The 11,009-nt window shown below is 55.2% G+C and carries 11 protein-coding genes; 9 read left to right on the top strand and 2 right to left on the bottom strand.

Annotated elements, in window-relative coordinates; translation table 11 throughout:
- Nucleotides 1–149 (bottom strand): SPW repeat domain-containing protein (locus A8O25_RS24425; protein ID WP_193788627.1); only part of this gene is annotated, 149 nt, incomplete at its 3' end.
- Between the two features lie 157 nt (nucleotides 150–306).
- Here A8O25_RS24425 and murI point away from each other — a divergent pair.
- The 4 genes from murI to A8O25_RS21140 all read left to right on the top strand — a co-directional run bounded on the left by murI (nucleotide 307) and on the right by A8O25_RS21140 (nucleotide 5,566).
- The gene (gene murI, locus A8O25_RS21120; RefSeq protein WP_066839456.1) at nucleotides 307–1,122 is read left to right on the top strand and encodes a glutamate racemase; all 816 of its coding nucleotides are present in this window, start codon (nucleotides 307–309) and stop codon (nucleotides 1,120–1,122) included.
- A 95-nt stretch (nucleotides 1,123–1,217) separates the two neighbouring features.
- Nucleotides 1,218–1,850 (top strand): Cj0371 family chemotaxis-regulating polar lipoprotein, encoded by a 633-nt coding sequence (locus A8O25_RS21125; protein ID WP_066839459.1) that lies wholly within the window; start codon nucleotides 1,218–1,220, stop codon nucleotides 1,848–1,850.
- Between the two features lie 429 nt (nucleotides 1,851–2,279).
- The gene (locus tag A8O25_RS21130; protein WP_066839461.1) at nucleotides 2,280–3,461 is read left to right on the top strand and encodes a glutathionylspermidine synthase family protein; all 1,182 of its coding nucleotides are present in this window, start codon (nucleotides 2,280–2,282) and stop codon (nucleotides 3,459–3,461) included.
- Nucleotides 3,462–5,032: 1,571 nt separating this feature from the next.
- Entirely contained in the window at nucleotides 5,033–5,566 is a 534-nt protein-coding gene (locus A8O25_RS21140; protein ID WP_066839465.1) for a flavodoxin family protein, read from the top strand.
- On the opposite strand, the gene A8O25_RS21145 is transcribed toward A8O25_RS21140, so the two are convergent.
- The gene (locus A8O25_RS21145) at nucleotides 5,559–6,152 is read right to left on the bottom strand and encodes a DUF1801 domain-containing protein (protein ID WP_066839467.1); all 594 of its coding nucleotides are present in this window, start codon (nucleotides 6,150–6,152) and stop codon (nucleotides 5,559–5,561) included. The genes A8O25_RS21140 and A8O25_RS21145 overlap by 8 nt on opposite strands.
- A gap of 317 nt (nucleotides 6,153–6,469) precedes the next feature.
- Here A8O25_RS21145 and A8O25_RS21150 point away from each other — a divergent pair, with 317 nt between their 5' ends.
- The 5 genes from A8O25_RS21150 to A8O25_RS21170 form a co-directional block, all read left to right on the top strand.
- Nucleotides 6,470–7,108: a Crp/Fnr family transcriptional regulator gene (locus tag A8O25_RS21150; RefSeq protein ID WP_066839469.1), complete on the top strand. Its 639-nt coding sequence runs from the start codon at nucleotides 6,470–6,472 to the stop codon at nucleotides 7,106–7,108.
- A 63-nt stretch (nucleotides 7,109–7,171) separates the two neighbouring features.
- Nucleotides 7,172–8,029, top strand: coding sequence for a sulfite exporter TauE/SafE family protein (locus tag A8O25_RS21155; RefSeq protein ID WP_338152780.1), 858 nt, complete (start codon nucleotides 7,172–7,174; stop codon nucleotides 8,027–8,029).
- A 78-nt stretch (nucleotides 8,030–8,107) separates the two neighbouring features.
- A complete protein-coding gene (locus tag A8O25_RS21160; RefSeq protein WP_066839471.1) occupies nucleotides 8,108–9,517 on the top strand; it encodes an MBL fold metallo-hydrolase in 1,410 nt (469 codons plus the stop codon).
- Between the two features lie 447 nt (nucleotides 9,518–9,964).
- On the top strand, nucleotides 9,965–10,540 hold the full coding sequence (locus A8O25_RS21165; protein WP_338152781.1) for a YeeE/YedE family protein: 576 nt from the start codon (nucleotides 9,965–9,967) through the stop codon (nucleotides 10,538–10,540).
- A gap of 13 nt (nucleotides 10,541–10,553) precedes the next feature.
- Nucleotides 10,554–11,009 (top strand): DUF6691 family protein (locus tag A8O25_RS21170; protein WP_066839473.1); only part of this gene is annotated, 456 nt, incomplete at its 3' end.

An 11,009-nucleotide genomic window follows, 5' to 3' on the forward strand; every position in this document is an offset into this window, starting at 1 on the left:
TTCTGCAGTAAAATAACAGCACCCACTATAATGGGAACCCAGGTTTCGGCGCCGCCACGGTCAAAATCAAGGATGAACGGAGCCGCAATCAATAAAATGCCCACCAGATAATCCATAATCCCGTGGGCGCGGGTTGATAACATTTTCATTTTTATTCCTCCTTTTTTAGTTTCAACTTGTATGGTCTTTTACGCCATCGTTTTAGGTGTTGTTTCGGAAAAGTACATTTTTGGTTTGTATTTTACGAATATGGGTATTTATACGGGTGTGTATTTTGACGGTTTCTGGTAATCATAAAAATTGCTGATGCAACAAGAGAAAAGGCAACGCCCCATTGGGGTGTTTGACAGCGGAATAGGTGGTTTAACCGTGGCAAAAGCCATTAAAACCCATTTGCCCGAGGAACAACTGGTGTATTTTGGAGACACGGCCCACCTGCCGTACGGTGACAAATCTACCGCTGCTATACAGGCTTACGCCGTAAAAATCTGTGACCTGTTGATTAGACAGAATTGTAAAATTATTTTGATTGCGTGCAATTCTGCCTCGGCGGCGGCGTATGAGCTGGTGCGGGAGTACGTTGGCAGCAAGGCCCATGTGCTCAATGTCATTGATCCCGTGGTGGCGTATGTGGGGGAGCAATTTGCCCAAAAAACGGTGGGGTTGATTGGCACCAAGCAGACCGTGAACTCCAATGTCTATAAAAAGAAGATTGACGGGCTGGACCGGGGGGTGCAGCTGAAATCACTGGCCACGCCGTTGCTGGCCCCCATGATTGAGGAAGGCTTTTTCAACAACACCATCTCAGAGAGCGTGGTGCAGACCTATCTGTCTGACCCCGCGCTGGCCGGCATTGAGGCGTTGATCCTGGGGTGCACCCATTACCCCCTTATAAAGGAGCAGATTGATTCTTTTTACCAGGGCGCCGTGCAGGTGCTGGATGCCTCTGAGCTGGTGGCCCGGCACGTGGGGCAGGTGTTGCAGGCGCTAAACATGGCGGCTCCCCAGCTGCTGGGCGAACCGCATTTCTATGTCTCTGATTACACCGCCTCCTTTGAGGCCTCCACCCAGATCTTCTTCCAGAAGAAAGTGAACCTGGAGCACTACCCGCTGTGGGAGTAGTAATATTTACCGCCGCCGGGCGACTTATGGGTAGATTTCTGTTTTAGAGCTACTTTTACAAAAACAAGCCAGAAACGGCTTCCGTACTCACTGTTATGAAAAAGCGTTACTTCCTTATTGGTGATTTCTCGCGCAACGTGTTGCTGGTGAGCGCCGCTGCGTGCCTGGGTCTTACTTCCTGCTCAGACAACCGCTCTGCCCGCAATGAGGCCTCAACTGAATGGAATGCCGGTGAAAGTGCTCCCGCCTATACCCAGGGGGTGGTGACTGAGATGACCGAGGTAAGCCCAGACAACTGGAAAATCACAGACGAGCGTCCCGCCGGGGCGGGGCAGGTGATGGCCATCCTGAAGCACAACAACGGGCAGGTAGACACGCTGCAAGGGCTGGAGCTGGAGCGCCGCATGCAGGAGTACACGCAGGCCAACCCGCACAACGGCTCTGGTTTCGGGCTGATGAACGTGCTCATGTGGAGCGGCATTGGCTACATGGCCGGCCGTATGATGTCTCCCAACCCGCGCTATTACGCCAACCCCAGCACCCTGCAACGCACCGAGGCGTGGCGCCAGCAGACTGCCACTGAACGCAGCCGCGGCGCCCAGGCGTTTAGAGGCACCACCGGCGCTTACAGCCGTCCGGCCACTTCCTCTGGCGGGGTGCGCTCCACCCGCCCCAGCAGCAGCCGCTCCGGCACCTTTGGGGGGCGGTCTGGGGGCTTTGGGGGGTAACTATTTTTCTAGTGCTGCTAGCGTTCTATCGTTCTATAGAGCTCGTAAAACACGTAACTACCCTTTTGTCATCCTGAAAGGATCTTAGGGAACAGTGGCCGACTATGGAAGCATCTGCTATCTCTGTGTTATTATCGCAAGAAAATAAGGAGTGTTTAAGTGCCAAAAGATAAAACCAACCAATTCCTGTTTTCGGCCTGTTTTTCAAAAAGTAGGCCGAAAACAGAAATCACCTCCTGGTTTTGCAGAAAGCCTTAGGCGCTTTTATTTAAAGTTTGTCTAGTTCGCCCAAAAGTTCCTTTCAGGATGACAAAAGGAGAAGGAACTCTCAAGGTGAGAAAAGCAAAATACCCAAAAAGCGGGCGGTATATCTGAAACGAACCTTCCCAAACAATCTACAGTCTACAATCAACCATCAGCAATTTTAAAATGCCAGAGCAACCGCAGCCTGTAAAACTTCTTCCGCACCACGGCGACGTCACCCAAATGGTCAAGCAGATGGGTTGGGAGTGGGTGGTGGAGGAGGAGTGCCAAACCTACCTTTCCGGCGAAGCTGTAGTCTTGCCGCAGGCCCAGGCAGATGACCTGCTGGAAGCGGCCTCTACCCTGTACCAGATGATGGTAGAGGCGGTGCCCGATGAGCTGCCCGATGACTTCCTGCAGAAAATTGGGATTCCGGAGCGGCTGTGGCGGGCGGTGCGGCATTCCTGGAACGATGACCGCCACTGGCATCTGTACGGCCGCTTTGACTTTGCGCAAACCCCAGACGGGGTGAAGCTGCTGGAGTTCAACGCTGACACGGCCACGTCTGTTCCGGAGACGGCGGTGGTGCAGTGGGCCAGCCTGGCTGCCGCCGGAAAAAACGAGAACCAGCAGGCCAACGGCTTATATGAGGCGCTGGTGGAGCAGTTCCTCACCTGGAAAGGCTTGAATCCTGACCTGGAGCCCGCCCTATTGTTGATTTACCTGGGCGGAAGCAAAGAGGATTTCACCAATTGCCAGGTACTGGCCGAGGCCGCCCGCGAAGCCGGGTTTGACACCCATATCTGTGCCGCAGATGAGATGGAGGTGTCTATGCTGGGGGCCGAACGCGGTATTTGGGCGCAGACCGGGGCAGAGCAGTGGCGCAAGTTCCCGTTCCTGTTCAAGCTGGTGCCGTGGGAGCTGTTTGCTGAACTGGAGCCCGAGCTGTGCACAGATGTGGTGGACCTGCAGTTTTCGCGCAACGTGGTCATTGCCAACCCGGCGTACTCGCTTATCTTTCAGAGTAAAGGGTTTTTGGCGTGGCTGTGGCAGCAGTTTCCATACCACCCGCTGCTGCTCCAGGCTGATTTCCAGGTCTTTGCGGGGAAATCCGTGGCCAAGCCCTTTTTTGGGAGGGAGGGCCAGAACATTCAGGTGCGCGAGCTTTCAGAGGTGGCCTCCACTACTGGGGATTACGGCAGTCAGCCGCAGGTGTACCAGGCGTGGGCCGAGCTTCCGCAAGACAGCCAGGGCTACCGTTACCAAGCCGGCGTCTTCTGGGCCGGTGAAGGCTGTGCCATCGGGTTCCGGCGCGAACGCGGGATCATCACCAATCTGTCGCAGTTTGTGGCGCATGTGGTGGAGTAAGGAAGGGCTTTTCTAAAGCTAGGGAGTCTCAGTTAGTGCGGCTTGCAGGATATCTTGTAGGGTTGATTGCTTCCGCTGGAATGTGTATTCTGGTGCTTCCTTGGCTAGCGGCTGCTGTGGCAATGCGTAGTCTGCTGTTCCCTTGGCTAGCGGCGGCTGCAGTGGCAATGCGTAGTCTGCTGTTCCCATGGCGGTGCCGCTTGCTCCGGTGCCTCACTCACTGTGTTGTTTCATCTTTTCCGGTAAGCGCTCACGGCCGCGGGGCCCGTCCTGGCGGTGAGCACTGCTGTTAAAACTAGGCCCTCCGGCCTTGCCGCCGAAGCGGCACCGTATTAACAGAGGCGCTCACCCCCAGGACTGGTTTCGGTTCCTTTGCTATTACTGCCTTACTTACTCTGTCTGCCTCTGTAGGTAACCACTGCTGATCCGCTAGCCTGTGGCGAGCCCGTGCTGCGCACATCAGCCAGGGGCAGAAGTGCTAATTAACCCAGGTGCCACTAGCAGAAGTGTTGATTGTTCATTGTTGTTTGTTTGTCACTTTCTCTGGTTCAAGTTTCCAACTTGGACCTATAATGGCGGAAGCTTTCAGCTTCCATGGGGTGGCAGCCTCACATTGCTTCTGCTTCTTCTGCCCTTTATGGCGCGGAAGTTACTTCCGTGCCTTCTAACGCCAGCTGATACTCACGCGCTGGCGCGAGTCCCAGACTCGTGCCTACAGATGATGGGCGGTCTTCTGGCTGCCCTTGCGGCGCGGCAGCGAGAGCAGGCATAGCTGCTTCATTCGTGCTGAATTCCCTAAGATGAAAAGAAAGGACTCTGAACTCAAGACTCAGAACTCACTTCAATACTCCCCCTTTGAAGGGGGCGAAGGGGGATGTTTACACAGGAGGACGCGCATTGCTGTAGGGGCGTATGCTATACGCCCCCACGCATTCCCGAACACTGCCCCCTTAGAGGCAGAGGGCTTTTACTTTCTCCGCTGTTCGCGATTTGCAATCCCGAATCAAAACTCCCCGCGGATTTGCAATCCGCAGTAATAGTTGTTCAAAGGAGGCGTAACGGGGATTACAAATCCCTCAGTACCTGCTTCCGGATTGTAAATCCGGAAGAGCGGCGTGATGGGCGGTCTCTGTCTGCCCCCGCGGCACGGTTGCGAAACCAGGCAAGGCATTGCTGCCTCATTCGTGCTGAACTGCCTAAGATGAAAAGAAAGGACTAAAGACTCAAGACTCAGGACTCACTTCTATTCTCCCCCTTTGAAGGGGGTGGAGGGGGATGTTGACACCTGCTGGTTCACGCATTGCTGAGGTACGGGTATACCGCCACTTGCCCCACTTATACCAGATACTCCCCACTTGGGAGGGGGTTGGGGTGGGGCTTCGGTCACTGCGTTTCGCCTCCCTGTTCCGCTTCAGGAGAATGACAAGTTTCCTCCATCCCATGCTTCCCATCGTTTTCCGTTTTCGCCTGTTTTCTGCAAAACAGGCCGAAAACGGAAAAGTTCATGCCCGGTGGTAGGGCCAGAAAGTCAGAAACTACTACCTTGAAAGACGCATCATCGGCTGAAAACCATGCCCCACCAGAAACCGCTCATCCTGCTGGCCAGTGCCCGAAAAGACAGTGATACCAGACAACTGCTGGACAAAGTATTCCAGGATACACCGCATACGCTGCTTGACCTGCTTGATTATCCTATTGGGCCTTACCGTTATGAGAATGACTATGGGCCTCAAGATGCGTTTGCGAGGGTGGTGGAGCAGATGCTGCGGCACCCGGTCATTGTGTTTGCCACGCCCGTGTACTGGTATGCCATGAGCGGCCTGCTGAAAACCTTTTTTGACCGCCTCACAGATCTGGTGACGGTGCAAAAAAGCCTTGGGCGGAAACTTGCGGGGAAAACTGTTTTTTTGCTCGCCGTGGGCGCTGACCCGGAATTGCCAGACGGTTTTGAAGTGCCTTTCAAACTCACGGCCAAATACCTGCACATGACCTACGGGAGCTGCCTCTATGCCTCTACTGAGGAGATAGAAACTGCTATTTACCATCTGGGGGAGCACCGGGAGTTTCTGCGGGAGCTAACAGAGGCCTTGAAGGAAGTCAGCTGAATTTTTTCCCAATGGCCATGCGCTCCACCGTTTTCAGGATGCGGCTGTCACGGGTTTCCTGCTTTCTGGCTTCCTGGACCCAGCGCAGGTACTCTTTGCGGTGGGTGTAGGCCATCTGCTCAAACTTTTCCAGCTGCTGGCCTTCCTGCAGCGCTGCTTTCAGGTCTTCTGGTATCTCCAGCAGATCCCGTTCTGTAGATTTTGCCGCCGTACCAGCCGGCAGTTTCACCGCTGCCTGCAGGTATTCTACCAGCAACGCTTCTGGCACCTGCGCCACATCTGTGAACTTGATGCGGCGCAGGGCTTTGGCATCTTGGCCGCTGGTGAACAACCCATGCTGGTCTAGAAGAAGCGCCCCCTGAAAAAAAGAGAGGTTGACATGTTTCTTGAAAATGCAAATGGCGCAAACCATGCCGGGGCCGGCTTTCTCATACACTGGTGCATTCCATTTCCAGCTGGGCTTCAAGGCCGGGTCAGCCCGGCTAATGGCGTTTCTGATCTTGTCACAGATAGGCTGCGCAAAAGCAGGGGCATGGGTGAAGTAGGTCTCTATCTTCTCAGCCGTGGTGGGGGTGGCGGTGGCCATGGGTTAGCGGGTGGTGAAATGTTGAAAGATATGCCTGAATATATTTTCTGTTTTCGGGCTGTTTTCTAGGAAACAGGCTAAAAACAGCTTTCTCCCTTGGTGTCTTCATAACCGCCTGCAGCAATGAAGAGGGCCAATACTGGGTTGTGAATTCTCTGGTGGGCAGAATGGGGTGGGTGAAGCAGTGGCATAGAAAAGGCGCATAAATCAGGTTCTAAAATAAGCAGATAATTTTAAGCGGAGTACCTGACCGGAGGAATTGTGCCATAAAAGATTGAAATTAGCCCGCCTGAACGTATGTAACCCTTCACCGTCACATGAGCCACCTGCCCGCCCTTCTGCAGCAACATTTCCCCCATCTGGAGCCCGCGCTGCGGGATGAGCTCCTGCAAAAGAGCACGCACCGGCAATTGCAGGAAGGGGAGGTGGTGGTGCGCACGGGGCAGTTTCTGAGGTCATCTGTGCTGCTGCTGAGCGGGCTCCTGAAGGTGTACCGTGAAGACGAAGAGGGAAATGAGTTTCTCATGTACTTTCTGGAGCCCGGAGACGCCTGTGCCCTGTCTATGCTGTGCGCGGCCAGAGAGGAGCAGAGTGCCATTTCGGCGCAGGCCGTGACCCCGGCCCAGGTGCTGCTGGTGCCCTTGCCCGTGACGGAGCGGTGGCTGACCCAATACCCCAGCTGGCATGCGTTTGTCATTGGCACCTACCGGCAGCGGTTTGAGGAACTTCTCCAGACCTTAGATGCCGTCGCGTTTAAAAGCCTGGATGAGCGGCTGCTTTTCTACCTCAAACGCCACCGGCAGGTGCAGGGAGACCACCTGAAACTGTCGCACCAGCAGATTGCCCAAGAACTGAACAGCTCCCGCGAAGTCATTTCGCGCCTCCTCAAAAAGCTGGAGCAGCGGGGCGTGCTCACCCTGCACCGGAACTTTATTGAGCTACACGGGCTGGCGTAAGTCTCTAAGCGGCTCCTTCCTGTTTTTGGCCTGCTTTTCAGAAAACAGGCTAAAAACGCCTCTGTGACAAAAGTCACTGTGACAGCCCAAAGTATCTTTTACCTTTGCCCTACCAAAACAGAATACATGGAGATACTGGGGTACATTTCGGCATTGTTGATAGGGCTGTCACTGGGTTTGACCGGAAGCGGCGGCTCTATTTTAACGGTGCCCATTCTGGTGTACCTCATAGGGCTGAACCCGGTGCTGGCCACTTCTTACTCTTTGTTTGTGGTGGGGGTGACCAGTGCGGTAGGCGGGGTGCGGTTCTTCAGGCAGGGGCTGGTGAGTTTTAAGACGGTGCTCACCTTTGGGTTGCCCTCTCTGCTGACCATTTATTTCACCCGTTTGTATGTGGTGCCGGCCCTGCCCCAGACATTTTTTGAGGTACACACGCTGGTGGTAACCAAAGAGGTGTTTCTCATGGTGCTGTTCTCCCTGCTCATGGTCATGGCGTCTTTGAGCATGATCAGAAGCGGGTTCTTTCTGAGCTGGCAGGGATTCTCCAGCCGCAGGCTGAGCCTGCTGCTTACCTTTCTGGAGGCGGTTTTTGTGGGGCTGGTCTCAGGGCTGGTGGGCGCGGGCGGGGGCTTTCTGATTATTCCGGCATTGGTGCTGCTGCTGCGCCTGGACATGAAAATGGCGGTGGGCACGTCACTGGTGCTTATTGCCAGCAACTCGCTCATTGGGTTTCTGGGGGATCTGGGGCACTATCCCATTAACTGGGCCTTTCTGCTGTCGTTCTCGTCGCTGGCGGTGCTGGGTATTTTTGTGGGCGCGGGCATTGCCCATAAAGTAGACAGCCAGCGGCTGAAAAAGAACTTCGGGTGGTTTGTGCTGGCCATGGGCCTATTTATTATACTAAAAGAATTTTTCCTTTAATCACGGGTAAGTGACCAAAGTCACTGAACCCCGGTGAAATCCTATAGAACTTTGTCACCGCTAAAGACAAGTAACCCTATGAAAGTAGAACAGATTTATACCGGCTGCCTGGCGCAGGGAGCCTATTATATTGAAAGCAACGGCGAGGCCGCCATCATTGACCCGCTCCGTGAGATAAAACCCTACCTGCTGCAGGCCCAGAAAAACGGAGCCCGTATCAAATACGTGCTGGAGACCCATTTTCATGCAGATTTTGTGTCTGGCCACGTAGATCTGGCCCAGGCCACCGGGGCCCAGATTGTGTTCGGCGCCGCCGCCACCCCTGCCTTTGAAGCCCATCTGGCCCAGGACGGCGAGGTGCTGACGCTGGGGAACGTGACCCTGCAGGTGCTGCACACCCCGGGCCATACCATGGAGTCTGTCACCTATCTGCTCAAAGACGAAACCGGGAAAGACTACGCCCTCTTCACCGGAGACACCCTGTTCATTGGGGACGTGGGCCGGCCTGATCTGGCCGCCAAATCTGACCTCACCAAAGAGCAGCTGGCGGGGTATCTGTATGATTCCCTTCGGGCCAAGATTATGCCGCTGGCAGATGACGTGCTGGTGTACCCCGCGCACGGGGCCGGTTCAGCCTGCGGCAAGAACATGAGCAAAGAAACCTTTGACACGCTGGGGCACCAGAAGCAGACCAACTATGCCCTCCGGGCGAATATGACCAAAGAGGAGTTCATCAAAGAGGTGACAGACGGTCTGTTGCCGCCGCCGGGGTATTTCCCGCTCAACGTGCAGATGAACAAGCAAGGCTACGCCAATATTGAGCACGTCCTGACACAGGGCCTGCAGGCACTTTCCCCGGCTGCCTTTGAGGCCGCGGCCAATGAAGCCGGGGCGCTGGTGCTGGACACCAGAAAAGCCGCTGATTTTGCCGCCGGTCATATCCCCAACGCCATCAACATTGGCCTGGACGGAAGTTTTGCCCCGTGGGTGGGGGAGCTGATCCCAGATATTCAGCAGCCCATTTTGTTTGTCTCAGATGCGGGCCGCGAAGAGGAAGTGGTGACCCGCCTGGCCCGGGTGGGCTATGACCACACCCTGGGTTATTTGCAAGGCGGCCTGGCCGCCTGGGAGGCTGCGGGCAAAGAAGTAGCGTCACAGGAGTCCATTTCAGCCCAGGAGTTTGCCCGCCGGTTTGCCATAGAGCAGCCTCTGGTCATAGACGTGCGCAAGCAAAGCGAATTTAACGCCGAACACGTGGCCGGTGCCCTCAACCTGCCGCTGAGCTCCTTGAATGAGCACTTGGCAGAGATCCCTAAAGACAGACGGGTTTATCTGCACTGCGCCGGCGGCTACCGCTCTATGGTGGCAGCGTCTATCTTACAGGCCAGGGGCTTTGACAATTTAATTGACGTAGCCGGGGGCTTCAAAGCCATTGCCGAGACAGACGTGCCCAGAACCGAGTTTGTCTGTCCTTCTACGTTAAAATAAGGAAGTGCCTGGCGCTGGTGCAAGCATACACTGGTGCCTGTGGTAGAGAACTGCTGTGCTGGGGTCTCCAGTGGAACGTTTCTCCTCTTACACCAGGAAGCGGGGAGTCTATTGCTGCGTAATCTGCTGGCCATAAGGGAAGCGGTTTATTTGCTGGCGCCTTCGCTGGAAATGACATTCCCCTGCTGCTTCTGCGGATGTATTCCCCTCCTGCGAGGGCTAGGTTGCTTACGTACCACTGGAGTACCGTATCATCTGAAACCGTTGGCACAGGCAAACGCTTGCGCACAGGCAAAAGGGCTTTGGGAGCGGCTTTGCGGAGGATACCCCATGGCCAGAAATGCTTCTGTTGTTTCCTGTTTAGGAAAGTCAGAAGGGGTTGCTTGAACAATCAATTAGTAAAGTAAACGTGGGAGACCTGGCGGCGCCTGGTTTCCACCTACGGTAATGAAAATGGAAAAAATGCTGGAATATCTTTCGCAGCCGTGGCCCTGGTATGTGTCTGGGGCGGTGATTGCGGTGGTGATGGGGCTGCTGCTGTTTTTTGGGAAGTCGTTTGGGTTCTCTTCTAATTTCAGGGTGATCTGTGCGGCCTGCGGCGCCGGAAAGCGGGTGCCGTTCTTTGATTTTAATTGGCGGGAGCAGCGCTGGAACCTGCTGTTTCTGGTGGGAACGGTGCTGGGCGGTTGGCTCTCTGAGGCGTTTCTCCAGAACGGGCAGGCGGTGCAGATTTCACAGGCCACCGTGCAGGACTTGCAGGCCCTGGGTTTTTCCGCGCCCAGGGGGCTGCAGCCAGAGGAGCTGTTCGGGCTGGAGGCGGTCATGAGTGTAAAAGGCTTTCTGCTGCTGCTGGTAGGCGGCCTGTTGATTGGGTTTGGGACGCGGTATGCGGGCGGTTGCACGTCTGGGCACGCCATCAGTGGCCTTTCTAACCTGCAGTGGCCGTCACTGGTGGCGGTGATCGGGTTCTTCCTGGGTGGCCTGATCACGACCCACCTGCTGCTGCCGTGGCTGTTCTCTTAAAAGCTTGAAAAAAATGAAAGGAATAAAATTCATCCTGACCGGCCTTCTGTTTGGCGTGGTGATGAGCAAGTCTGAAGCCATCTCATGGTACCGTATTCAGGAGATGTTCCGGTTCCAGAGTTTTCACATGTACGGGATCATCGGCACGGCCGTGGTGTTGGGCATTGTGCTGGTCTTTGCCATCAAGAAGTTCCACCTGAGAGACGTGCAGGGCCACCCCATCACCTTTCAACCCAAGGAAAAGACTGTTGCCCGCTATCTGCTGGGCGGCACCATCTTCGGGCTGGGTTGGGCGTTGGTGGGGGCTTGCCCGGGGCCGTTGTTTGTGAATCTGGGGCACGGGTACTGGGCCATTCTGATTTCCATAGCAGGGGCCGTTCTGGGAACCTATTTCTACGGCGTGATCCGGGACCGCTGCCGCATTGAGGTGCTTTTCCCGTTTGCTGGTTCGGAAAGTAGGGCAAAAACG

Source organism: Rufibacter ruber (assembly GCF_001647275.1).
Lineage (GTDB): Bacteria > Bacteroidota > Bacteroidia > Cytophagales > Hymenobacteraceae > Nibribacter > Nibribacter ruber_C.

Coding starts and splice junctions, on each gene's coding strand:
- murI (WP_066839456.1), top strand. CDS start 307: ATGCAACAAGAGAAAAGGCAACGCCCCATTGGGGTGTTTGACAGCGGA.
- A8O25_RS21125 (WP_066839459.1), top strand. CDS start 1,218: ATGAAAAAGCGTTACTTCCTTATTGGTGATTTCTCGCGCAACGTGTTG.
- A8O25_RS21130 (WP_066839461.1), top strand. CDS start 2,280: ATGCCAGAGCAACCGCAGCCTGTAAAACTTCTTCCGCACCACGGCGAC.
- A8O25_RS21140 (WP_066839465.1), top strand. CDS start 5,033: ATGCCCCACCAGAAACCGCTCATCCTGCTGGCCAGTGCCCGAAAAGAC.
- A8O25_RS21145 (WP_066839467.1), bottom strand. CDS start 6,152: ATGGCCACCGCCACCCCCACCACGGCTGAGAAGATAGAGACCTACTTC.
- A8O25_RS21150 (WP_066839469.1), top strand. CDS start 6,470: ATGAGCCACCTGCCCGCCCTTCTGCAGCAACATTTCCCCCATCTGGAG.
- A8O25_RS21160 (WP_066839471.1), top strand. CDS start 8,108: ATGAAAGTAGAACAGATTTATACCGGCTGCCTGGCGCAGGGAGCCTAT.
- A8O25_RS21165 (WP_338152781.1), top strand. CDS start 9,965: ATGAAAATGGAAAAAATGCTGGAATATCTTTCGCAGCCGTGGCCCTGG.